Source organism: Paraburkholderia dipogonis (assembly GCF_046027395.1).
GTDB classification, from domain to species: domain Bacteria; phylum Pseudomonadota; class Gammaproteobacteria; order Burkholderiales; family Burkholderiaceae; genus Paraburkholderia; species Paraburkholderia dipogonis_A.
On record NZ_JAQQEG010000035.1, the window covers coordinates 1 to 22,528 of the forward strand.

The 22,528-nt window shown below is 63.1% G+C and carries 21 protein-coding genes; 9 read left to right on the forward strand and 12 right to left on the reverse strand.

The genetic code is table 11. The features are described from left to right. The coding region (locus tag PQR32_RS30350) for a hypothetical protein (protein ID WP_408235797.1) at positions 1 to 520 on the forward strand (520 nt) is incomplete at its 5' end. A gap of 30 nt (positions 521 to 550) precedes the next feature. Here PQR32_RS30350 and PQR32_RS30355 read toward each other — a convergent pair. Genes PQR32_RS30355 through PQR32_RS30385 form a run of 7 tightly spaced genes read right to left on the reverse strand, consistent with a single transcriptional unit; the run spans position 551 to position 8,869 of the window. Next, positions 551 to 1,711 (reverse strand): iron-containing alcohol dehydrogenase, encoded by a 1,161-nt coding sequence (locus PQR32_RS30355; RefSeq protein ID WP_408235984.1) that lies wholly within the window; start codon positions 1,709 to 1,711, stop codon positions 551 to 553. Then, entirely contained in the window at positions 1,711 to 2,019 is a 309-nt protein-coding gene (locus tag PQR32_RS30360; protein ID WP_408235800.1) for a putative quinol monooxygenase, read from the reverse strand. The genes PQR32_RS30355 and PQR32_RS30360 overlap by 1 nt, the downstream gene beginning before the upstream one ends. A 41-nt stretch (positions 2,020 to 2,060) precedes the next feature. Continuing rightward, complete coding sequence (locus PQR32_RS30365) at positions 2,061 to 2,636, reverse strand: glycerol-3-phosphate responsive antiterminator (protein WP_408235803.1); 576 nt, start codon at positions 2,634 to 2,636, stop codon at positions 2,061 to 2,063. A gap of 4 nt (positions 2,637 to 2,640) precedes the next feature. Further along, positions 2,641 to 4,194 carry an FAD-binding oxidoreductase gene (locus tag PQR32_RS30370; protein WP_408235806.1) on the reverse strand — a complete coding sequence of 518 codons (1,554 nt, stop codon included), beginning with the start codon at positions 4,192 to 4,194 and terminating at the stop codon, positions 2,641 to 2,643. Next, positions 4,191 to 5,870 carry a glycerol-3-phosphate dehydrogenase/oxidase gene (locus tag PQR32_RS30375; RefSeq protein WP_408235809.1) on the reverse strand — a complete coding sequence of 560 codons (1,680 nt, stop codon included), beginning with the start codon at positions 5,868 to 5,870 and terminating at the stop codon, positions 4,191 to 4,193. Before PQR32_RS30375 ends, PQR32_RS30370 begins: the two co-directional genes overlap by 4 nt. Before the next feature lie 3 nt (positions 5,871 to 5,873). Further along, a complete protein-coding gene (locus tag PQR32_RS30380; protein WP_408235812.1) occupies positions 5,874 to 7,409 on the reverse strand; it encodes an FGGY family carbohydrate kinase in 1,536 nt (511 codons plus the stop codon). Continuing rightward, positions 7,406 to 8,869: an MFS transporter gene (locus tag PQR32_RS30385; RefSeq protein ID WP_408235815.1), complete on the reverse strand. Its 1,464-nt coding sequence runs from the start codon at positions 8,867 to 8,869 to the stop codon at positions 7,406 to 7,408. The genes PQR32_RS30380 and PQR32_RS30385 overlap by 4 nt, the downstream gene beginning before the upstream one ends. A 423-nt stretch (positions 8,870 to 9,292) precedes the next feature. Here PQR32_RS30385 and PQR32_RS30390 point away from each other — a divergent pair, with 423 nt between their 5' ends. From PQR32_RS30390 to PQR32_RS30425, 8 genes are all read left to right on the forward strand, one after another. Beyond that, positions 9,293 to 9,964 (forward strand): RNA polymerase factor sigma-70, encoded by a 672-nt coding sequence (locus PQR32_RS30390; RefSeq protein WP_408235818.1) that lies wholly within the window; start codon positions 9,293 to 9,295, stop codon positions 9,962 to 9,964. A 133-nt stretch (positions 9,965 to 10,097) separates the two neighbouring features. After that, on the forward strand, positions 10,098 to 10,337 hold the full coding sequence (locus PQR32_RS30395) for an MbtH family protein (protein WP_408235821.1): 240 nt from the start codon (positions 10,098 to 10,100) through the stop codon (positions 10,335 to 10,337). Between the two features lie 87 nt (positions 10,338 to 10,424). Next, positions 10,425 to 11,447 carry a TauD/TfdA family dioxygenase gene (locus PQR32_RS30400; RefSeq protein WP_408235824.1) on the forward strand — a complete coding sequence of 341 codons (1,023 nt, stop codon included), beginning with the start codon at positions 10,425 to 10,427 and terminating at the stop codon, positions 11,445 to 11,447. Next, positions 11,444 to 12,289: an ABC transporter ATP-binding protein gene (locus tag PQR32_RS30405; RefSeq protein ID WP_408235827.1), complete on the forward strand. Its 846-nt coding sequence runs from the start codon at positions 11,444 to 11,446 to the stop codon at positions 12,287 to 12,289. Before PQR32_RS30400 ends, PQR32_RS30405 begins: the two co-directional genes overlap by 4 nt. After that, complete coding sequence (gene fhuB / locus PQR32_RS30410; RefSeq protein WP_408235830.1) at positions 12,286 to 14,394, forward strand: Fe(3+)-hydroxamate ABC transporter permease FhuB; 2,109 nt, start codon at positions 12,286 to 12,288, stop codon at positions 14,392 to 14,394. Before PQR32_RS30405 ends, fhuB begins: the two co-directional genes overlap by 4 nt. Then, positions 14,394 to 15,209: a siderophore-iron reductase FhuF gene (gene fhuF, locus PQR32_RS30415; protein ID WP_408235833.1), complete on the forward strand. Its 816-nt coding sequence runs from the start codon at positions 14,394 to 14,396 to the stop codon at positions 15,207 to 15,209. Before fhuB ends, fhuF begins: the two co-directional genes overlap by 1 nt. A gap of 5 nt (positions 15,210 to 15,214) precedes the next feature. Next, on the forward strand, positions 15,215 to 16,339 hold the full coding sequence (locus tag PQR32_RS30420) for an ABC transporter substrate-binding protein (RefSeq protein ID WP_408235836.1): 1,125 nt from the start codon (positions 15,215 to 15,217) through the stop codon (positions 16,337 to 16,339). Between the two features lie 81 nt (positions 16,340 to 16,420). Then, positions 16,421 to 17,281 carry a PhzF family phenazine biosynthesis protein gene (locus PQR32_RS30425; protein WP_408235839.1) on the forward strand — a complete coding sequence of 287 codons (861 nt, stop codon included), beginning with the start codon at positions 16,421 to 16,423 and terminating at the stop codon, positions 17,279 to 17,281. An 81-nt stretch (positions 17,282 to 17,362) separates the two neighbouring features. Here PQR32_RS30425 and tssE read toward each other — a convergent pair whose 3' ends face one another. The 5 genes from tssE to tssK form a co-directional block, all read right to left on the reverse strand. Next, positions 17,363 to 17,785, reverse strand: coding sequence for a type VI secretion system baseplate subunit TssE (gene tssE / locus PQR32_RS30430; protein WP_408235842.1), 423 nt, complete (start codon positions 17,783 to 17,785; stop codon positions 17,363 to 17,365). A gap of 274 nt (positions 17,786 to 18,059) precedes the next feature. Beyond that, positions 18,060 to 18,545, reverse strand: a complete 486-nt coding sequence (locus PQR32_RS30435) for an Hcp family type VI secretion system effector (protein ID WP_408204441.1) — start codon at positions 18,543 to 18,545, stop codon at positions 18,060 to 18,062. A gap of 121 nt (positions 18,546 to 18,666) precedes the next feature. Next, a complete protein-coding gene (locus PQR32_RS30440; protein WP_408235844.1) occupies positions 18,667 to 20,364 on the reverse strand; it encodes an OmpA family protein in 1,698 nt (565 codons plus the stop codon). Continuing rightward, positions 20,364 to 21,098 (reverse strand): DotU family type IV/VI secretion system protein, encoded by a 735-nt coding sequence (locus PQR32_RS30445; protein ID WP_408235847.1) that lies wholly within the window; start codon positions 21,096 to 21,098, stop codon positions 20,364 to 20,366. Before PQR32_RS30445 ends, PQR32_RS30440 begins: the two co-directional genes overlap by 1 nt. Continuing rightward, positions 21,095 to 22,444, reverse strand: coding sequence for a type VI secretion system baseplate subunit TssK (gene tssK / locus PQR32_RS30450; RefSeq protein WP_408235850.1), 1,350 nt, complete (start codon positions 22,442 to 22,444; stop codon positions 21,095 to 21,097). The genes PQR32_RS30445 and tssK overlap by 4 nt, the downstream gene beginning before the upstream one ends. Between the last annotated feature and the right edge of the window lie 84 nt (positions 22,445 to 22,528).

A 22,528-nucleotide genomic window follows, 5' to 3' on the forward strand; every position in this document is an offset into this window, starting at 1 on the left:
GCCCGAAGTGCCCGAAGTGCCCGAAGTGCCGGAAGTGCCGGAAGTGCCGGAAGTACCCGAAGTACCCGAAGTACCCGAAGTACCCGAAGTACCCGAAGTGCCCGAGGTCCCCGACCCACTAGACCCACCAGAAGTCCCCGACCCCGACGTACCGCCCAAACCGCCCCCGCCGAGCCCGCTACCTGGGGTGTTAAGCGTCGATCCGCAACCGTACAGCGCGAGTAGTGCAGACGTGGCAACAGCGATGGCTGTCCGACCGGCAAATTTCTTCATGATATCCCCGTTGAACGACTATTGGTGGGGACATTGCTGCAAGTTGCACGCCAATGTAAATTATGGCTTGATCACGCGTCCGGAACGCAGATACATCGAAAAAACAAAACAAAACGAGAATTTACCCCGACGAAATCGCGGTTTCGTCTCAATGGCGAATCCATGTTCCGCCCGCGTGCTACGTAACGTGCGCGCCCGACGTAACGGGCAAAACTGTCACCAATCACCAGCCGGCACCGTCACATAACAACAAAGCCCGTGACGCAAAGCCGAAAAATCAAAACGCAGCTGTATAAATCGCCAAAGCATCCGCCTCGCTAACCGGCCGAGGGTTATTCACCAGCAATCGCGTCTGCAACATCGCATCGCTCGCCATCCGCTCGAGCCCGCTTTGTTCGATGCCGACATCGCGCAAACGCGCTGGAATCGCCGTCGCGGCAATCATCTGTTCGAGCCGTTCGATCAGCGCCTGCGTCTTGCTCTCATCACTCCCGGTCAAACCCGGCACGACCACCTCGGCGAGTTCCGCGTACAACGGCGCCGCCGCTTCCGCGTTGAAGCGCAACACATGCGGCAACACGAGCGCGTTCGAAAGACCATGTGGCACGTGATAAATGCCGCCGATCGGATACGCGAGCGCATGCACCGCGGCGACCGGCGAATTCGCAAACGCCTGGCCCGCGAAGGTTGCGCCGAGCAGCATCGCTTCACGCGCGTCGCGGTTGCCGCCATGCTGGCAAGCCGGCAGTAGATTGCGCGACAACAGTTCGAGCGCCTTCACCGCAAGCATGTCGGAAACCGGATTCTTCAGATGCGCGGACGTGTACGCCTCGATGGCATGCACCATGGCATCGACGCCGGTCGCCGCAGTCGCAGCAATGGGCAGGCCAAGCGTGAGCTCAGCGTCGAGAACTGCCAGATCTGCGATCAGTTGCGGCGCGACCACGCCCATCTTTTTCGCTTCGCCCACCGTCACGATCGACACGGCCGTCACTTCGGAGCCGGTGCCCGCAGTAGTCGGCATCTGCACGAGCGGCAGACGCGCTACAGCGATCTTGTTGACGCCGTACATCTCGCTGAGCGCCTGCTGTTGCTGCGGCGCGAGCACGGCGATCAGCTTCGCCACATCCATCGACGAGCCGCCGCCGAGCCCCAGCACGATTTCGGCGCCCGTAGTCCGTGCACGCGACGTCGCTTCGAGCACGATGTGTTCGGGCGGATCGGCGATCACATCGTCGATCACGGTGGTGTCCCAACCGTGCGCCGCGAGGTCGGCGAGCGCCGGGTTCAGCAACCCACTCGTGTGCAGAAAACTATCCGTGACGACGCACAGACGCGTCAGCGCCGGAAATTGCGCGCGCAACAAAGCGCCGACGCGGCGCGCCGCACCGAACTCGACGACGAGCGCCGGCACCGTCTGAAACCGGAACGCGTTCATCATGGCGCGTCTCCGGGCACCATATAGCTTTCGACTTCACGCCGGTCGAGCAGCGGAATGATGGTGCCGAAGCCGAGTCGCTGGAAATGCTCGGTTTCGCGATGATCGGCGAGACCGTCGGCGTCGCTGTACTTCTCGAGAATCACGAAGTGGTCCGCCTCGAGCGGCGAGCGGAAGAATTCGTAGTAAAGGTTTTTCGGCTCTTTCCGGGTAGCCGCGGCGAGTTCCGTGAGGGGCTTCACAATCGCGTCGCCGTTGCCGGGTTTGGCGAAATAATGCGCGATCACTTGCAGGTAAGCATCGGCCATCAATCACTCCAACAGATAGGGTACGTCAACGTTTCAGCGTTTCAACGTTCAGGATCCAGATTCCACAACTCGCTGTCGCTGGTCGAGATCGCGACGGCGCCGTTCTTCAACGCGTCGAACACGTCGCCCTTATTGCAGACGAAACCCGACGTGACGATCGGCGGCAGGGCCTTGCGGTCCTGCTTCGACAGATGCGAGAGCATGGGCGCGGGCATCAGTTGTACCAGATTCGGATCGCTTTGCTCCAATGCCTTGACGCTGCGCGGCCACGTGGAGCGGTCCGTCACGAAGACTTTCTGCATCGTGACGAGACCGGCCCGATTGCCGCGCTGAATGGTCGCCACCCGGGTCGAGACGAGACTGGTCACGCCAATGTCCGCCAGATACTCGACACCGCCTTTGTCCTGCGAAAGCCCGTCGCAACTGTCGATATTGACGATGACGTACTTGCCCGCTTTCGTCAGCGCCGCCACCACCGGGTGCAGTCTGCGCAAATCGACGTTCGCGACGATGGTGATCTCAGCGGCGCTTTCCAGAAAGGTGTCGATCTGCTCGACGCCATACAGCGTCGCGATGACGGGGTGGCGCGTGAGGCGCGCCCCAAGTGACTTGTCCATGTGATTACTGCTTCGCGTCTTGAGCTTGCTCGTCAGTCAGGCCAAGCTTGCCCGGATTGAGAATGTTCTTCGGGTCGAGCGTGCGCTTGACGGCCTGCAGAACGGGAAATGCGCTACCGAGCGATTCGCTCATATACGGCGCGCGCAACAGGCCGACACCGTGATGGTGGCTCAACGCTGCATTGTATTTGATGAGCACCGCGTTCGCGGCATCCCACGCTGCGCGATACCACTTCGCGCGATTCTCCACTTCGACTTCGCCGCGTAGCGAGAAGTAGAGGCACGCGCCATCCACATAAGCGTGCGACTGGTGCGCCGAACCGGCGAGCGTGCCGGGCACCGCGTTGATCGCATTCACCACGTCCGTATAGATGCCCGGCAGGTCTTTCCACGGCCCCGCCATTTCCAGAGTGTCGGCCACGAAGCCGGGGCTGCGCTTGAAACCTTCCGCGCTCTTGCCCGTGAGGTAACGCGTGTCGAGCCACTTCTCGAAGATGACCTTGTCGTCGAGACGCTCGCCCAGTTCCGCGCAGACGCATTCGCTGATCGTGAGCACGGCTTCGACGATTTCGCGCGGGCCTTCGTCGGCGACCAGCAGCACGTTCGATTCAGGCAGGCCGAACTGCACGCCGCTTTCGAGTTCGTCGTACAGACGCAAGGCGGCCGGATTCGCGCCGCGTTGCATGATCTGGCGGCACGCTTCGAGGCCGATCGCAAACGTCTTGAAACCATAGGCAATCGCACGGCCATAGTCCGGCAGTCGATGAAGCTTGAAACGCACGCGCACGATCACACCGAGCGTGCCCTCCGAGCCGATGAAAAGCTGCTGCAGATCCGGGCCGAGCGCCGCGCGCGAATAACCGCCCACGCTGACGAGACTGCCATCGGCGAGCACCACGTCCATGCCGAACACCATGTCTTCGATCTTGCCGTAGCGCGTGGACAGTTGGCCCGCGCCGCGGCACGCCACCCAGCCGCCGACCGTGCTGATCGCGTACGACGACGGCCAGTGGCCCATCGTCATGCCGTAGTCGCGCTGAATCGTTTCTTCGAAGATATCGCCGAACATGCCGGCTTCCACTTCGACGATCTGGCTGTCGTTGTCGAAGCCGATCAATCGATTCAGTTCGCAGACGTCCAGCACGATGCCGCCGCGCACCGGCAGCGCCGCGCCCGTCACGTTGCTGCGGCCCGCCGACACGGTCACCGGGATCGACGCCGCATTGGCGATGAACATGACCGCCTGAATCTGTTCGACCTTCGACACGCGCACGATCACCGCGTGTGGCGTGGCCGGCTTGCCGGCGGTCTCGGTCACCATCGAACCGGCCCACCAGTCGCGCGTCCAGGCCACCACGTCCGGTGCGAGCGTGAGCACGTCATCGGCGACGGCGCGCAGCGCGTCGACCTGTTGCGCGCTCACTTTGACCGGATCGCGTTGCAGACCGGCTTCGCCCGTGGTGTCCTTGAGCGTCGCAGCATAAGCCGGCGGCGTGTGCGCGCCGACAATATAGTTGCCACGGTTGTAGCCACGCTTGATTGCTTCCTTGCTGATCATTCGGTTTCTCCCATAAGAACAGACTTTTCGTGTTCGACGGCGGCGACGTAGTCGCTCACCTGCTTTGCGACGACCGTCCCGGACAAGCCGAGCTCCGTCTGTAAAATTTCGCCGACGCGCGCGGCGGCGCGCGCCGAAGCATCGCGCGCCATCAGGCGTGCGCGGATGCGGCGCGACAGTACGTCGTCCACGCTGCACGCGAGTTCGTGTCTGATGGCGTAAAGGACTTCGGCTTCCGTGTACGGCAGGCCGTCGACGATCGGCTTCAGCAAGCTCGCATCGCTCTCCAGAATGTCGGTGACGAAGCGCGCCTCTGTGCCGTAGCGCTCGCCCAGTTGCGCCGACAAACCACCCGACGCGACGATCGCCTGCGAGTCGTAACCGGCCGCGCCGAGCAGATAGGCGGACTTCGTGCGGCATTTCTCGCGCTTACCGATCACCTTCTGCGCGGCATCGATGGTCTGTTCGGCCATGTGCCGCGAGGTTGTGAGCTTGCCGCCGACGATCGTGACGAGACCATCCGGTGCGATATGGATCTCATGATTGCGCTTCATTTCCAGCGTCTTTCCGCCGGGCGGCCCGACCAAAGGCCGGCAACCGGCGATGCTGCCCACCGCGTCTTCGGCGCACAGATCGGTCTTCAAGGCGGAGCGCGCGCCTTCGATCAGGAAGTCGAGTTCCTGACGCGTGCAGCAGACGTCGTCGAGATTGCCGCGATAGTCTTCGTCGGTGGTGCCGAGATAGGACACGTTGCCCCAACGCGTGATGGTCGCGCGACGGCTGCGGCCTGGCACGGGAATCGTCACTGTGCAGTCGTTGCGAATCTTCAGCCACGGAATCGCGACGTGCACGCCCTTCGCGGGACGAATCTGCAACGCCGCCGGATCGTCCTTCTTGCGGCCGTTCCAGTCGCGCAACCACACGCCGGTGGCCATGACCACCACCCCCGCGCGCACGCGTATCTCGCGCTCATCCGCCTGCACGATTACGCCGTCCACACTGCCATGTCCGTTGCGCGTGATCTCGACGGCCTTCGCGTGATTCACGACGGACGCGCCATGAAACGCCGCCGTGCGCGCGAGATTCAACGTGAGGCGCGCGTCGTCCACGCGGGCGTCGAAATACATGAAGCCGCCGGTGAGGTTCTCTTCGTTGAAGGTCGGGCAGTGTGAGAGAACTTCGGCTTTGCTCAGCTTCTGGTGCAGGATGCCTTCGCGCCAGCCGCCGGCAATGTCATAGGTCCACAGCAGACTCTCGAAGGCCTTGGCGAGGCGCTTGTCGAACACGCCGTCTTTCTCCATGACGGGGAACAGAAACGGCAGGCGTTGCACGAGGTGCCGCGCGTTTCGGCGCAGACGCTGCCGTTCCAGCAGCGAGTGACGCACAAGGCCGAGATTGCCCTGCTCGATATAGCGCAAGCCGCCGTGCACCATCTTCGACGACTTCGACGACGTGCCCGACGCGAAATCGCTCTTTTCCAGCAGCGCCACGCGATAGCCGCGCAGGCTCGCGTCGAGCGCAGCATACGCGCCGGTCACGCCGCCGCCCACGATCACGATATCGAATGCCTCGCTGCCGAGCCGGTCCAGCTGCTCGGCGCGCACCATGCGCAAAGGCTCGGTGCCGGTCATCTCCGAGCGTTCTTTCGAAGCCTTTCTGGAAGGAATAAACAACATGTGTCAGTCCCCACAACCGTTATCGAATGCATTTGCATGAGCGAGTTCCGCCGCGACTCTTGCCTGCCATGACGCGCGCCGCTTCTCGCTCGCCGCGGAATTTGCCGTCGGTTCGAACACGGCGTCGGTGACGGTGGTGGTACGCGCATGTTGCAGCGAATCCCACAGCAAGCCCGACGATCCAGCGAGAAACGCGGCCCCGCGCAGACTCGCGCGATCGCTTTCATGCATGCGCCGCACCGGCATGCCGCTCAGGTCGGCCTGGATTTGCAGCAGCGTGTCGCTGCCGGAGAGTCCGCCGCCGACTACCAGTTCGGACGCGGTGACATCCGCGATCGCCTGGTTCGCGTCGATACACAACGCGACCGAGTGCGCGATGCCCTCGAGGATCGCGTAGGCGATTTCGGCTTGTGTCGTGGCAATGGAAATGCCGCTTAGCGAGGCGCGCGCGTTGGGCTGCAACTGCGGAACACGCAGGCCGGTCAGGGCCGGCAGGAAGGTGACGCCGCGCGACGAATCGACCGTCGCGGCAAGCGCGCTGATTTGCGTGGGATTGTCGAACCAGTGCAGCTTCTCGCAGATCCAGTTCAATGCGGAGCCGGTCGTGGGTACGAAGGTTTCGAGCGAATAGTGCGAGACATTGTGCTGGCGGCGCGCCGTCATCGTCAAAGTGCCGTCGTGCGAGGTCTCGGTCGCACGGGGAATTTGCGTGCCGACCAGCATATCGACGAAGCTGCCCGTGCCATGCACGCACATCGACTGGCCGCGATCCAGGCAGCCGAGGCCGACCGCGCCCGCGAGCTGGTCGCCCGCGCAGGCGAGAATCGGCACGTCGATACCGAGCACGTCGGCACGTGTTCGGCCGAATTCATCGGCATCCTGACGAAGTACCGGCAGCAACGTCTGCGGAAAACCGAGGGCGTCGATCCAGTCGAGACAATAGCGATGCTCGTCGAGCAGATAGGCGCTCGCGGAGGTTGCGTTGGTTGGCGTCGTCACACACAAGCGTTCGGTGGAGAGATGCCACAGCAACCAGGTGTCGATCGTGCCGAACGCGAGGCGGCACTCGCGATTCGCGAGAATCACGGCGGGTGTCGTCTGCAGATGATGGACCGCCCACAGATAAGGCGAGCGCACGCCGGCCGGGCGGCCCACGCGTTCGATCAACGTGCGGTCCCACGCTTCGGCAAGCCGGTTCAGTTCACCCGCGTGGCGCGTGTCCTGCCAGACCATCGCGGGCACGAGCGCGCGGCCGGTGCGGGTGTCCCACAGTACGGCGGTCGCACGTTGCGTCGCGATGCCGAGCGCGACCACATTCAGTTGCTCGGCGGCCGCGCGCGCGAGCGTCGCGCGGCACACGGAGATCGTTTTCTCAAGAATGAGGTTCGCGTCCTGCTCGACCACGCCGGGCCGTGGACTGTCGATCTGCAGCGGCTCATACGTGAGGCAGGAGACCTGGCCGTCGGCGGCCACCACTGCCGCGCGCGTGCCGGACGTCCCTTCGTCGATCGCGAGAATAACGTTTTGATTGGTGGTCATCGCTGGGATTTCTCGATTGCCGGGTTCATGAATACGGATGCCTCTTCCGCGTCGCTTTGGAATTGCGGCGCGCCGGGTTCGTTGTCGGGCGTGATGGTCGTGCGCGTCGGATCCCACTTGACAACGAAGCAGATCACGCTTGCCACCAGAGGCACGATGGCGAGTATCAGGAAAGTTTTGTCGAGGCCGTAATGCTCGCGAAAGAGCGGAAACACCAGCAGGCCCAAGGCCGCGCCGATCGAACCGAGCGCGCCGATCACACCGTTGGCGCCGGCGCGAATCTCGCTGCGAAACGACAGCGAAGAGAGACTCTTGCCGTTCGCGCCGGGCCCGGACGAGTGAAATAGAATGAACAGCGACGGTACGATAACCGCAAGCCACAGCGGCATTTTCGAGCCGAACAGGCCAAGCACGAGCAGCATCACGAAGACCGCCGCAAAGCCGAATGCGGACGCGCGCCGCAAGCCGAAGCGCTTGCCGATCACTGGCGACATGAAGCCGCCGAAGATGCCGAACACGTTGAACAGCAGCGCACCGAGCGTCGCGTAGACGAAATCCTTGCCGAATAGTGCGGCGCTGATGAGCGGCAGATACCAGCCGATCGCGAAGTACTGGATGGACTGCCCGACCTGAACGGTGGCGGCGAGAATAGTGCGCGGCAGATAGACGCCGCGAAAGATCAGCGCGACATTTGCGAGTCCGCGCGTGGCCTGGTTCAACACCGGCACGCGTTCCGCGAGGGGCGCGGCGGCGAAAGGGCGGCCGTAGATGCGGCTCATCGCCGTGGCGGCTTCCACGAGGCGCTCCTTGCGCGCGAGCCAGATCGGACTCTCGACCAGAAACACCAGTTGCAGCACAAGGATCGCGAGACCGAAGACAGCGGTCGCGGCCACGGAGTAACGCCAGATCGAATCACCCACGTGCCACGAGTTGAACAGCAACGCGAGCAGCAGGTTCGAGCAGACGGCCGTGTACCACATGCCTTGCCACGCATTGAGGCGGCTCTTCAGTTTGACCGGCGTGAACTCGGCGAGCATCGCCATGGCGATTGCGAAGTCGATACCGTAGGCCATGCCGACGAAGAAGCGCCCCGCCAGAATGACTTCGAAACCCGGCGCGAACACTACCAGCACCGCGCCGATCACGGCGAGGAATTTGGCCAGCACTAAAGGACGGATGCGCCCCCATCGGTCGGCCATCCAGCCGCCGATCGGATTAAACGCAATAGCCACCCACGACGCGAACGACGTCATGAGCGCAATTTGAGGCGCGCCGAGATGAAGATCTCGCGTCATGGGCCCGAGGCCCGCGCTCAAAGCGGAATTGGAGAATGCGTCGAGAAACAGGCCACCGAGCGCCAGCCACCAGATAACGCCGGCTCTACCGGGAATGCCTGAACATGAGTCGATGAACGAAATGACATCGTCAATGCCACGAATCTTTAGCGCGACTGTTTGCACAATCGGTCTCCTTTAGTTTTTCTGTAAGAGGCCGTTGCTGTTCGCGATGCAAATCGTTTACGCGCAAGAGACCATCTTACAGATAGTCTCTTATCTAGATCTGCAGGCAGACTTTATGATGCGTCTCGAAAAGTGTCAAGCGTTGTCGCGCAGAGTCGAACGCAGTTGTTTCAAGGAAAGGCAGGGATTTCCACTATTGCCTCACGGTTTGAAATGACACGGTTCGGTGGGGATAGTACGGATGCCTAACCTAATTTAACGACTCTTGCCCGGAGCGGCAAACATCGGCCGGTCGTCCTTATGCATTCGGAATCATCAGACAAAGCTATTGGAAATTGTAAGGTTATTCCAAATCTTGATTGAGAATGATTCGCGTTTACGTTAGATTGGTGCCCTGTCCTTTTGAGAAAACGGAGCGAATCTATGGCTGAGGTGCTCGTCCGGCGAGAGCCTTCAACAGCGATGCCGATGTCGGTTCTCAGCGCCGGAAGCGCCTGTCCGCCTGCTTCTCGGCGTGCGCGCAACCAGGAGCGTCCGGTCGATTGGGAGAAGGGCACGCTGCTCGACGTGCTGATCGACAACCGCCCGATGCTCGTCAATCTGGCGCGCGGCTTCGTGGGTTGCGCGAGTCTCGCGGAAGACGTGGTGCACGACGTCTTCATCAAGCTGGTCGACTTTCCGGATCAGGACGCGGTGCGCCAACCGGTCGCCTACGTGACGCGCATGGTGCGCAACGCGTCGATCGACGCCTTTCGCCGCCAGAGCCTCGAAAACACTTATCACGCCGACGAAGACGACGGCCTGCACGTGCCATCGCCGGAACCTTCGCCGGAAGCGGCGCTGCTGGTGCGCGACACGCTACGGCACGTCTGCAACGCGCTCGAGCAATTGCCGCCGCGCAGCCGCGCCGCCTTCGAAATGGTGCGCCTGCGCGAGGAAACGCTGCAGAGCACGGCGCGCGCCCTCGACGTCTCGCAGACGCTGGTGCATTTCATGGTGCGCGACGCCGAGAAGCATTGCGCCGATTGCCTCGACGCCTGCAATCGCGGCGTGGCCGGCCCTGCGTTCTGCAGCGGCCGCGCGCGCCGGCGGTAAAAAAGCGCGCGCATCAAACGTCAACTGAATAGAAGCGGTGCGCGAGCGAGTTGCGGGCGCCGCCGTGCCGGGACATGCCAGCGTGCTGTCTGTCCGGGCGCTTCCTGACCTTTCATCGACAGAGCCTTTCATCATGACGCAAGCACAGCAACTTTCCAGCGCGGCAGCCGGCGACGCGGACGACCTCGTCTACACCGTCGTCATCAACGACGAAGAGCAGTACTCGATCTGGCCGACGTTCCGCGACGTGCCGGCCGGCTGGCGCGAAGTAGGCGTGCGTGGGCCGAAGGCCGAATGCCTCGCGCACATCGAGACTCTGTGGACCGACATGCGTCCAGCCAGCTTGCGCCGACATATGGACGCGGCGGCCTGAAGAACGTGATGGCCTAAAGCACGCGCAGTGCAAATGAGCGGGTCGGCCATGTGCCGGCCAGGCTGCCTTAGCAAAAGGATTCAGAGTATGACCATGCTTTCGATGCCGCTGCCCACGCTCGCCGATTTATCGATCGAGCCGGGTTTGCCGACTGTCGTCTCGCCGCGCGTGGGCGCGGAGATTTCATTGGAGGAAGCGGCGCCGCTGCTGCATGCGATCGTCGACGATACGCTCGAACGCGCGGGCGGCGTGCTGTTCACCGGTTTTCGCGTGACCTCGATCGACGCGTTTCAAAGTTTCGCGGGCTCGTTCGGGCATCCGTTGATCGGTTACGAGTTCGCATCGACGCCGCGCAGCCAGGTGGAAGGCGCGGTGTACACCTCGACGGAATATCCGCCGCATCGCTCGATTCCTTTGCATAACGAGCAGTCGTACACGCGCGAATGGCCGTTGCGGATCTGGTTCCACTGCGCGTTGGCGGCGCGCACCGGCGGCGCGACGCCGATCGCCGATAGCCGTGCAATTTATCGAGCGCTCGATCCGGCGCTGGTCGAGCGCTTTACGAAGCGTGAGCTGCTCTACGTGCGCAACTTCGGGCAAGGGCTCGATCTGCCGTGGGAGCAGGCGTTCGGTTCGGACGACCCGCGCACGGTCGAGCAGATTTGTCGTGCGCGCGGCATCGAATGCGAATGGCGCGACAGCGACGATGGCGAACTGCTGCTGCGCACACGCGAACGCTGCCAGGCGGTAGCGCGCCACCCGCGCACCGGCGAGCCTGTCTGGTTCAATCAGGCGAATCTGTTCCACCTTTCGTCGCTCGATGAAGATATGCAGGAAGCGCTGATCGATTCGGTCGGCCTCGAGAATGTGCCGCGCAATGTGTATTACGGCGACGGCGAACCGCTCGAAGCGGACGCGCTCGCGGAAATCCGCGGCGTGCTCGATCACCAGCGGATTGTGTTCCCGTGGCTGACCGGCGACGTGCTGATGCTCGACAACATGCTCACTGCACACGCGCGCGATCCATTCGAAGGGCCGCGCAAGGTCGTGGTCGCGATGGCGCGCAGCTACAGCGAGGCCGATGGCGAGAAACGGACGGCCGCGCAATGACGAAATCGCCGGGCGCGGCACTCGCGGCGCATTCGCTGACGGTCGGCTACCGCGATCACGTCGTGCTCCACGGTCTGAACCTGAACATCGCCGCCGGCCGCGTCACGGCGCTGTGCGGGCCGAACGGCTGTGGCAAAAGCACGCTGCTGCGCACGCTAGCTGGCTTGCAACCGGCACTGTCCGGCAGCGTCGATGTCAACGGCGTGCCACTCGCTTCGCACCGGCGCCGCGTATTGGCGCGCACGCTCACCATGCTCGCGCAGTTCAACCAGATCCCGTCCGGCCTCACCGTGCGTGAGCTGGTCGCATACGGCCGATACGCGCACGGCGGCTGGCTGCGCGGATTGTCGCGCGCCGATCACGCCGCGATCGACGAAGCGCTCGTCACCAGCGGTCTCGCCGACGACGCCGCGCGCGACGTTGCCGCGCTCTCCGGCGGCGAACGGCAACGCGCGTGGATCGCGATGGCGCTCGCGCAGCAGGCGCCGATCGTGCTGCTCGACGAACCGACCACGTATCTCGACATCCATCACCAACTGGATATTCTGCGCGAATTGCGGCGCCTGAATCGCGAGCGCGGCCTCACGATCGTGTGGGTGCTGCACGATCTGAATCAGGCGGCGGCGTACAGCGACGAAATCGTACTGATGCGCGCCGGCCGCATCGTCGCGCAAGGCTCGCCTGATGCGATGCTCGACCCGCGTCATCTGAACGAGACCTTCAGCGTGCCGATGCTCAAGATCGCGCATCCGCAAACGGGCGCGCCGATATGCGTGCCGGCGTATGAAGGCGACGCGGCTTCGCTTCGCGAAGAAGCCACGAGCAAGGACCTCGCCGCATGACGACGCTTGCAGCACGCAAACGCCTGCGTCGTAGCCCGCCGGCGATGGACAGCTATCGTGCGCCCGTGAAAAGCCGCGTGACCACTATCGGCACTGCGCTCGTTGCGTTGATCGTCGTCGTGGCTGTGATGCGGCTTGCGCCCGGTTTTCGCACATGGTTCGCCGCGCCAGCGGGCAGCGATGCCGCGCAACTTGCCGGCATCCTGTTGTTCGACCTGAGCTTGCCGCGCATTCTGGCGGCTCTGGTGGCGGGCGGCTGCCTCGCGGTGGCCGGCACGTTGTTTCAATCGCTCACGCGCAATCCTTTGGCTTCGCCCGATCTGCTCGGGATCACTGGCGGCGCGCAACTCGGCTTGCTCGCGGCGATGCTGGTGCCGTCGCTGGCCGGCGTGGCGTCCGTGCCGCTGCTGTTCGTGTGCGGTCTCGGCGCCGCCTTGTGCGTTGGTGCCGCGGCAGGCGGCTGGCGCGCGACGCCGCTGCGGCTCGTCCTCGCCGGCAGCGTCTGCATGCTGCTGTTCTCCGCGCTGACCACGCTGATTCTCGCGTTCTTCGAGCAGAGCATCGTCGGCGTGTCGTTGTGGGCGAGCGGCAGTCTGTATCAACCCGGTGCGGCGGGTTTGAAGATCGCCGCGTCGTGGCTCGTGTTGCCGCTGATTGCCTTGCCGTTCGTGATTCGTCCGCTGGACCCGCTCGCCCTGGGCGACGACGCGGCGGCAGCGGCCGGCGTTCGCGTGGACGCCACGCGACTCGCTGCGATGGTGGTGGCGGTGGGATTCGCGAGCGTCGCAGTGAGTGTCGCTGGACCACTCTCGTATGTCGGCCTGATCGCACCGAATCTGTTGCGACAGATGCGTGGCGCGAAATCGTCACGCCTGGCCGCGCTCGTGCCCTTGTCCGCACTGGTCGGCGGCGCGCTGGTGCTCGTCACCGATAGCGCCGTGCAGGCGCTCGATCTCGACGCGACCCTCTCGACCGGCGTGGCGATTGCGTTCGTCGGCACGCCGTTGATGCTCGCGATGATCCGCAGCGGCGCCGCGTGGTCGGGCGCATTGCATGCGGGTCAGGAGCGTGCCGTCGTGCGAGCGGGTACGCGCTTCGTGCGCGTGATGGATGCGTGGCCGTGGCCGCTGACCGCAAGCGTGTTGGTGCTGCTCGGTATCGTGCTCGTGTGCGCGGGCGCATCGTTCGGTCCCACGACGATCGGTGTGCCGCGTTGGCTCGCCGCGTTCGATCATCGCGACGAACTCGCGAGGATGCTGCTCGATCTACGTTTGCCGCGTCTCATCTGCGCGTTGCTGGCGGGCGCGCTGCTCGCCGCAAGCGGGGTGTTGATGCAAAGCATCGTGCGCAATCCGCTCGCCGGACCGGAAGTGCTCGGCGTGACCCAAGGCGCGGGCCTCGCGACGCTCGCGGCTCTCGTGATGTGGCCGCTTGCTGCACATTCGACGCTGGCCGTCGCTTCGCTCGCCGGCGGCGGTGTCACGCTGGCCTTGACGCTCTTGCTGAATCGCCGGCATCGCTATACGCCGCTCGCGGTCGCGCTGACGGGCATCGTGATCGGCACGCTGTGGACGACGCTGTCGCAATGGCTCATCACGCAGCAAAGCGTGCAGCCGGCGCGCTTCGTCGTGTGGCTGGTGGGCGGCACGTATGGGCGCAGTTGGGGCGAAGTGACGACGTTGCTGCCGTGGTGCGTGCTGGCTGTGCCGGTGTTCGCGCTGCTCGCGCGGCCGCTCGATCTGCTTGCGTTGGGCGATGACCAGGCTGCCTCGCTGGGGTTGCCGATCGGCGTGCTGCGTCCACTGGTGCTGACCGTGGCGACGCTCGCGGCCTGCGCGGCGGTGGCCGCGGTGGGGCCGGTGGGCTTCATCGGTTTGATGGCGCCGCATCTGGCGTCGATGCTCGGCGCGCGTGCTCATCGCACGCGCTTGTGGCTGGCGGCGGCGTGCGGCGCGCTGGTGCTGGTCGTCGCCGATATCGCGGCGCGCACGCTGCTGGCGCCGCGCGAAATTCCCGCCGGCGTATTGACCGCGCTGATCGGCGCACCTTATCTGCTTGGGCTGCTGATCGTGGAGGCTCGGCGCGAGAAGCGGGGCAAACGGTGATGCGCAAACTTGATCACGACGAGCGCGCGCAGTGCTTCGCGGGTTTTGCGCCGGAGTCGATCGCGCATTACCTCGAACACGTGTGGCTCGGCACGCCGAACGCGATCGAGGAACCTGCACTCGCCGGCGATCCAGTCGCTTCGCTGAGCGTGATCCCCGTCAGCGAACTGGTTGAGCATCGTGCCGCATTGCTCGATGCAATGGTCACGCTCTACGGCGGTGAGCGCGAAACGCATGCACGCGCGTTGTTGTCGCAATGGACCAAGTACTACTTCGGTTTTACGGCGACGGCCGGATTCGTGTCGGCAGCGTTGCTGCGCCGGCCGCTTGCGATGTCGTCGGATAAAACTTATGTCGTGCTGCGCGATGGCCTGCCTGTTGCCGCGTATTTCGAGCACGACGCTTTGCAGCCGGTTGAGTGCGACCCGGCACGCCGTTACGCGCCGCTCGTCAATCATCTGAATGCGGTGATCGAGACGCTGTGTGCGATGACCAAAATCGCACCGCGCGTGTTGTGGAGCAACGCGGGCAATCTGCTGGACTACCTGTTCGAACAATGCACGCCGCAATTCGATCTGACCGACGACATCGCGTGGCTGTTCGGTCCGATCGCCGCCGATGGCGAGTCCAATCCGCTGCGTCTGCCTGTGCGCCCCGCAAAACCGCGTGCCGCGAGTTTGCCGAATCCGTTCAGCGCACGGCGCGTGTGCTGCGTACGTTATGAAATTCCTGGAGAGACGCAACTGTGTGGACGCTGCCCCCTGCTGTTGACGATGAGCGATGCGGAAATCGCATTGCAGGCCGCTTCGCATTGACGTCAATGACACCAATGACACCGACGACGCCATCGGCGCGGTGGTCGCGCCGCACGAAGAAAACCCTCTGGTTCCGGCAACTTTGCGTGAGTACTGCGGTGGCAGCGACGCTGTTTTTCAACTCGTATGCGTTTGCGCAAGGTAGTGGTGGCGGCGCCCCCGCGGCGGACCCAAGCGCGGCTCACGCAAGCACCGCGCAAGCGCATCAGCAAACCTGCACGCCGCTCGCCGACAACCCGATCGTCTCGCAAACAAGTCCGTCGCTGCCCGCGCATCCGAAACGCATCGTCGTCCTCGAATTCATGTTCGCCGAAGACCTTGCGGCGATCGGCATCACACCGGTCGGCATGGCCGATCCCGAGTATTACCCAGTGTGGATCGGCTATGACAATGCGCGTCTTGCGTCGGTGCCCGATATCGGCACGCGGCAGGAGCCGAGTCTGGAGGCGATTGCAGCGGCCAAACCGGATCTGATCCTCGGCGTCGGTTTGCGCCATGCCCCGATTTTTGCGGCGCTCGAACGCATCGCACCGACCGTGCTGTTCAAATACGGCCCGAACTTTAGCGAAGACGGCGCCCGCGTCACGCAGCTCGATTGGGGCCGCAAGATTTTGCGCACCATCGGCTGTCTCACGGGACGTGAGGAGGCGGCGCGCGCCGTCGAAGCCAAAGTAGACGCAGGTTTCGCCCGCGACGCGCAGCGTCTCGCCGACGCAGGCCGTCGCGGTGAACAGGTCGCGTGGTTGCAGGAATTGGGCTTGCCGGACCGTTATTGGGCATTCACCGGCAACAGCACGGCGGCGGGTGTCGCGCATGCACTCGGGCTCAACCTGTGGCCCGCAGAAGCGACTCGCGAAGGCACCGCGTACGTGAGTTCGGAAGATCTATTGAAGAAGCCGAAGCTGACCGTGTTGTTCGTCAGCGCGACTGAAACGGATGTCCCACTCGCCACCAAACTCGACTCGCCGATCTGGGGCTTCGTGCCGGCTCGCAGTGCCGGGCGCGTTGGACTTGTCGAAAGGAACATCTGGGGCTTTGGTGGGCCGATGTCGGCGCTGCGGCTTGCGGACACGATGACTGATACGCTGCTGTCGTTGCCGGCACCAGGCGTTAAGCATCAGGAACGCTAACTCGACGCAGGTCGACCACATAGCTGCTCGGGTATGATGTCTCGACAGCTGTTTGCCAATCTGTCGTCGAGGTATTGTTGAATGAATAACTACGCATTCCGCCTGTTAAACGTGTTTGCCGAATCCACTTTCGGAGGTAATCCGTTGTGCGTGTTCGAGGACGCGCGAGGCTTGAATGAGTCGACAATGCTTGCTCTCGCCGCTCAATTCAACCTTTCCGAAACAACGTTTGTTTTACCTTCGGATCGTGCAAGCGCGCAGGTTCGGGTCTTCACCCCGGGCTATGAAATGCCATTTGCGGGACATCCGGCGCTCGGTACGGCACACGTGGTGCGAGACATCTTCCAGACCGGTGACAACCTGACTCTCGAGTTTAAGGCGGGGGTTGTACCCGTGACCGCGCGCGATGACGTGTGGACTTTCGCGGCGCCGCATGCAGGCAAGCCGAAGACCGCAGCCAGTACGCTGACCGATGGAGAAATCGCATCGCTATTAGGCCTGAGCGAAGATGATTTACTGACCTCGCCAATATGGGTCAATACCGGTTCAGATCAGTTGCTGATCGCTGTCAACAGCACGGAAGCGGTTCGCCGTGCACGGCCCGACAGCGCACGGTTGGATAGTTGGCCGAAAAGCAGTCTCGGCCGAAAGACTGCATACGTGTTCGCATTCGATTCCGCCCGGCCGGGAAGCGTGCTATCGCGCTATTTCTTTGCGACGAAGAGTGGCGGCTTTTCGGAAGATCCGGGTACGGGTTCGGCATGCGCAAACCTGGGCGGCTGGTTGCTCGCCAACGAGAGTAAATTGCCGGCGGCGTTCGAGATCGAACAAGGTGAAGCGGTCGGGCGTCCCAATCTGCTGCATCTATCTGTGACCGAGAGTGGCGAAATACATGTTGGTGGCCGTGTCATCGAGATTGGGCGAGGCGTAATCGCCCTATAGCCCGTGCGCAATCCGACCTGTTTGTTCGGGTACGAATACGCTGCCACGTCTCGCGCGATAATTTTTGCCCGCCATGCCGACTCAGCTTTCCCCCTGAATCCGCTGCACGCGCATACGGCCCGGCGGCTCAAAGTACGTTCCGAATCGCACCAGTCCAGCCTTCTTCAGGTGACACGTCATTTCGTAACTCACCGACACACCGGGATCGGGGTTGTCGATGTATTCCACTTCGATCGACCGGATGCGCGGTTCGTACACAAGCAGTGTCGCCTCCATCTCCTGCTTGAGGAGATGAGCGGAAGCTGGCAGCGCCTTGTAGATGTTCGTCAGATCCGGAAGTCCGTAATCCGGCAAGTGCTTGAGCGCGCCAGCCCTTGAGTTGAGGATGCGTCGTATATTCTGCTGAACGCTCAGTATCTCGAGTGTCCTGTCATCGTAGGCGTTCAGGGGTTCACCGTCGATCTGGCCCAGCAATTTGTCGTACAGCGAAGCGCCGACTGGCATCGCGTTCTCCGTCAGGTAGCGGACGCAATCGGATCGTCAGCGGTCACGGAGGTCCGCGGCTGCGCGCTCGCGCAGTGCGGGGTGAGCTTGTGAAGCAGATGGGTGGAGTTCCGCAGCGTCATGATCGTTCGGAAAAAATCGGGAACCCGAAGCCTGGCCGGCTGCGGGATATGAATAAGAGCCGCCAGCCCGTGCAAGGCGGCCTGGCGAAAAAGAGGCTGATGCACATCCTGATCCGGAGATCAGGTGGCCCTCGCCGTCTTCTCTGAGAGTTTTACGAGCGTTCGTTCCAGCTGTCGGCGTGAATGATGTTGCCATCCTTGTACGACCATGTGATCTTTTCGTAGCGCAGCTCGACGTCTTCGAGGTGGTTGTGCTTCTCAAATGCCGGATTCTTGATGTCGAGCATCTTCGGCTTGACCGCCACGACCTTCACGTTGTCGAGCTTCGTGTTGAAATACTCCTTCTCCTTACCCGCGTCATCGATCTTGTACCACTTGATCTCAATCGACTTCAGCGTCTGGCCACTCGTCACTGCCTTGTAAAGGTACGGCGTCGAGGCGTCGGTCTCCTTCGTGAAGGTGATCGGAGCGTGCACACGCGTGCCCGTCAGCTTGCCTGTATTCGAATCGGTTGGAATATTGACGCTGTGATCGAGCGCAACCACTTCGACGCTGCCTTCGCGGCCCTGAACCGTGACAGAGCCTTTGACGTCGGCGCCGCCATCGTCCTTGATCCACATGTATGCCGGAATTGCCATTCTTCTTTCTCCTTCGGTTTAACTGCAACAATCGTCCGGAGTCGATCCCCGGACCGCGAATGTCCCAAAGCCATGCTTCAGGTCCGGACTGCTTCCTTCGAGCGACGTGCTCGTGTCCTGGTCAGGTGCCGGTGGAACCCCCTCTGGCGACTTTCTTCGAGACGTCCGGCACCAGTGTGATTTCGACACGCCGGTTCTTCGCACGTCCGGCGTCGGTTTCGTTGTCGGCAATTGGGCGCGTATCGCCGTAGCCCTGGATCGCGAACTGCGTGAGCGGAATGCCCGATGCTTCAACCAGCCAGTCGCGTACCGCTTCGGCGCGTGCCATTGACAGGGTCAGGTTGTTGTCGGCATCGCCGACGTTATCGGTATATCCGGCGACCAGAATCCGCTTATCCGGATGCGCCTTGATCATTTCCAGCGCGCCGACGATCGCACGGGTTGAACCTGCCTTGAGTTGCGCTTTCCCGCTGTCGAAGAGCGACATGCTGTCGAGTGTCACCACTGCTGGCGGCGGAGCCGGCGCCTGATACGAGGCGATCGCGGTGTTGAGGACTGGCATGAGAGCCGCCCCGCGGTACATGCCGAACGACAGGTGCAGCGGAACGCCGAGGCGCGTGTAACGGTCAATCCGGTCGCGGTCCGCCACGAGCGCCTGCAACGCGTCGCGGCGCGCGGTGTCATACTCGGCTGGAGTCGTGAAGTACCGGCCAAGGTCGGCGTCGACGTGCATGAGCAAGGCCTGGTTGTTTTTTGCCGAACCCCAGATGGCCAGCGCACCGACGCAGGCGAGGAGGGCGATCGCGTGAGCGAGCGCAGCCAGACGCGGCGACACCCACGGCCGCCGTGGCATGCCTTCGATCAGCGGTTGCGGCAACGGCCACGGCGCGGGCGAGGCAGCCATCGGCGGGGGCAGGATTCGCGAGTGTGTGTGAACGTCCTGCGCCCATGGCGAGCGGGGATCGCTCGCCGGGCCGCAATCGATCCAGCCGGCGCCCAATAGCTGCCATGCCGCCGCTGGCTGCGGTGCGTCGGTGAGCGGGCCAGTCACGACGCGCTGCGTCCAGCCGATGATCGATGCGAGACCCGCCGCGCGAGCGGCGGGAGCAGGATTGCCCCCGGCCTGCTGGACCTGCGTTTCGGCGGATCGCAACACCGCTTCGAAGCGCCGCGCGTCCGTCAGTCTGCTGGCCGACGACACGCCATACCATTGTGGATTCGCGGCGGGCGATGCGGTGAGCCGCTGGTAGATGGCAACGTAGCCGGGCAACTGCGCGCCGAGCATTCGTGAAGCGTCGCTTGCTGCCTGGCGTGCGACGCGCAGCGCCTGCGTGAGCGCGTCTTCGCTGGCATGCGAGGCAGGTGCGATGGACAGCACGACACCATCCGGTGCGCGACCATCGCGCCATTGTTTCACTGCGACCGCGACGCGCGGCAGGTCGCGCGGGTTGTTGACCCGCAACCAGATCGCTCCGTCGCCCACTTGTGCCAGCCGTTCCTCATGACCCGCGCGGTTGAACAGCTCCCGGAGCGCATCTCCCGTAACCAGCACAAGCGGCACGCGAGTGCGCAGACTCTGGGGCAGATCGGCAGACGTGGCACCTAACGCGGCAAGCACATGCGCGCTTTGTGCGCGGGCCCGGCTGCGTTGCAGCGTACGAAGAGCGACTGCGGCGAACGCGATCAGTCCCGTGCTCACGGCGACTGTCCAAGCCACGCCTCGGTCGACGGGAAGAACCAGAAACAGTATCGCAAGCGCCAACACAGCCGCAAAAACGACCATCGCGCGAAACGGATACCCCATACGCAACTCGAACATCACGGCTTCATTGCGGACACGGACGACACCAGATGGGCGAGTTGCGCATTGAGCGCCTGGTCCCAGATCAGGTAGACGAGGACAGCAACGATACAGCCGAGCGCGGCGATTGCCCACGGCGACAGGCGATAGAACCAGTCCCTCATGCGTCGCCCAGGGCGATCGGCGACGAACGTGCGCCTGACGGCCGGCCGCAGCTTCTCCAGCCGGGCGTCGAGTGTTGCAATCAACGTCGCGCGCTTCGCTTCCCCTTCACGCGCATAGCGGCCCATGAAACCGAGCCCAAGGACGGCCGCGTAGCATTCGAGCAAATCGACATTGGGCGATGCCTCACGCAAGCGCTCCGCGAGCCGGTCAAAGACGTGATCGCCGGCGTCGAACTTGCCGAACCGCTCGACTTGCAGCGGGTGAGCCTCCCAGCTGGACCTGTCTTCTATCGACGCATAGCGCAATACCGCTTCATCGAGCAACCCGCACTGGGCGTATTGAGCGTCTTCCCGCAGGTCGGCGGCGAAGCCGCGCTGTTCGAGTGAGGCGGAAAATGCTGCCATCAACTGCACGCAGCGCTGGCGCAACTGGTCCACGCGGTCTGTCGTGCCACCCTGCGCGAGCGTGCTGACCAGCAATGCCGTGTCGCGCAACAGATCACGAATGCCGGCGCCGGCTGTCCGGTCGAGGACCGGCTGGGCATCCATCAAGGAGACTTTCTTCAGGTTGCTTGTGAGCGTTGTCATGAGCGCATCACCGCGTAGAGTTCGAGCGATGGATCGGCCACCGTTGTCGGCAGATAGATCTGGCAGGCACGGGCGGCCAACATCTTGGCGTGCGCCGGATTGCCTGGGTCGAGGGCGAAATACAGGTTGTCCAGACGGACCGGAATCGCGGCCGGCACACGCTGGACCGCCTTCAGCGGAATGCCCGCAAGCGCGGAATTGACGATGTGCTCGACGTCGTCCGGCGCGCCGATCTTGCAGAGTTTCGGAAATTGCTCGGCCAGCTCAAAAGGCGCGCCCGTTGAGTTGACTGAGAGGTAGTAATCGGCGCCGGCGACGAGGCGTTCGTCTAGAAACTGGCCGGACCACGTGGTGGGACTCTTACGCGTGAGGTTGATCGATATTACGCGCGACGGAATGATCGAGTCGAGCAGATCGCGGATCAGTGTCTCGAGCTTTGCGAAAATTCCGTCGGCCTGTGCGTGGTCGTACGCCGGGATCTCGTTCAACTGAGCGCCTGTCGAAAACGTCATCAGCACGCTGGCCAGTTGCGCGAGCGTCGAATAGAGGCGCTCGGGCGGCTGACTTGGGTGCGTGCCGAAGAACCGCAGTTGTGGCCAGTAGGTGTGAATGCAGTGCAGCAGCCAGAACAGCGATACGTCGGCGACGCCATATTCTGCGACGGCGCCCTTACGCTCGCTCTTGCGAGCACTCAGTGCAACGCTTTTTGCCTGCAGGATGTCGGCAAGACGCTTCGCCCGCTCGACGTGCAGCGAATGACCCGCGAGCGTCAGACACGGTGGCACGTAGCGATGGTCGACCCGCAAGTGACCGCCCGTGCCACGTGTAAGGCGCGCGATCGCGCAAACCGTGTCATCCGCGTGCGGTTCGAAGTCGAACAGTAGCCGCACCGCGTGGCGTTCGGCAGCGATTTCCGCCTCGTCCGTGCCGTTCAGATCGGTAACTTTCACGAATTCGCGGTAAGACCGACGTGGCCGAGCGAGTGTCGTTTCATCGAAGCGGCAGTTGCTCCCCGTGGCGTTCATGAGCGGCAGTGCCGCCAGCACCACGACGCTTTGCGTATCGGCTGGCAGAGCTTGCGTGAGATCACGTGCGGAAGGCAGTGCGTCGCTCACCGAGGTATCGAACAACGTACCGTCGGGAAAACAAAGTTTCAGGCACGTGAGCTTGAGCCGTGCATTGGGCAGCGCTTCCTCGTCAATCGCCACATCGAGCGTACCCCACGGCTCGGCGATCGCTGCGGCGGCGAACTGGCGGTGCACAAAATCCGTCCACCGGTCTCGCTGCTGGAATTGCTGCTGGTTGAGGATCAGGCCTTCGTACCAGAGCGGTTTGTTGATCCTCATGACTATGGTCTTCTCTGATTGTCTTTTAATCTGGATTGCGGATTCTATGCGCTGTAAAAGGCGCGGGTACACATTTAATCGTTA

Coding starts and splice junctions, on each gene's coding strand:
- tssK (WP_408235850.1), bottom strand. CDS start 22,444: ATGAGGATCAACAAACCGCTCTGGTACGAAGGCCTGATCCTCAACCAG.
- PQR32_RS30365 (WP_408235803.1), bottom strand. CDS start 2,636: ATGGACAAGTCACTTGGGGCGCGCCTCACGCGCCACCCCGTCATCGCG.
- PQR32_RS30420 (WP_408235836.1), top strand. CDS start 15,215: ATGACACCAATGACACCGACGACGCCATCGGCGCGGTGGTCGCGCCGC.
- PQR32_RS30435 (WP_408204441.1), bottom strand. CDS start 18,545: ATGGCAATTCCGGCATACATGTGGATCAAGGACGATGGCGGCGCCGAC.
- PQR32_RS30380 (WP_408235812.1), bottom strand. CDS start 7,409: ATGACCACCAATCAAAACGTTATTCTCGCGATCGACGAAGGGACGTCC.
- PQR32_RS30445 (WP_408235847.1), bottom strand. CDS start 21,098: ATGACAACGCTCACAAGCAACCTGAAGAAAGTCTCCTTGATGGATGCC.
- tssE (WP_408235842.1), bottom strand. CDS start 17,785: ATGCCAGTCGGCGCTTCGCTGTACGACAAATTGCTGGGCCAGATCGAC.
- PQR32_RS30425 (WP_408235839.1), top strand. CDS start 16,421: ATGAATAACTACGCATTCCGCCTGTTAAACGTGTTTGCCGAATCCACT.
- PQR32_RS30355 (WP_408235984.1), bottom strand. CDS start 1,711: ATGAACGCGTTCCGGTTTCAGACGGTGCCGGCGCTCGTCGTCGAGTTC.
- PQR32_RS30440 (WP_408235844.1), bottom strand. CDS start 20,364: ATGTTCGAGTTGCGTATGGGGTATCCGTTTCGCGCGATGGTCGTTTTT.
- PQR32_RS30405 (WP_408235827.1), top strand. CDS start 11,444: ATGACGAAATCGCCGGGCGCGGCACTCGCGGCGCATTCGCTGACGGTC.
- PQR32_RS30370 (WP_408235806.1), bottom strand. CDS start 4,194: ATGATCAGCAAGGAAGCAATCAAGCGTGGCTACAACCGTGGCAACTAT.
- PQR32_RS30395 (WP_408235821.1), top strand. CDS start 10,098: ATGACGCAAGCACAGCAACTTTCCAGCGCGGCAGCCGGCGACGCGGAC.
- PQR32_RS30375 (WP_408235809.1), bottom strand. CDS start 5,870: ATGTTGTTTATTCCTTCCAGAAAGGCTTCGAAAGAACGCTCGGAGATG.
- PQR32_RS30400 (WP_408235824.1), top strand. CDS start 10,425: ATGACCATGCTTTCGATGCCGCTGCCCACGCTCGCCGATTTATCGATC.
- PQR32_RS30360 (WP_408235800.1), bottom strand. CDS start 2,019: ATGGCCGATGCTTACCTGCAAGTGATCGCGCATTATTTCGCCAAACCC.
- fhuF (WP_408235833.1), top strand. CDS start 14,394: ATGCGCAAACTTGATCACGACGAGCGCGCGCAGTGCTTCGCGGGTTTT.
- PQR32_RS30390 (WP_408235818.1), top strand. CDS start 9,293: ATGGCTGAGGTGCTCGTCCGGCGAGAGCCTTCAACAGCGATGCCGATG.
- fhuB (WP_408235830.1), top strand. CDS start 12,286: ATGACGACGCTTGCAGCACGCAAACGCCTGCGTCGTAGCCCGCCGGCG.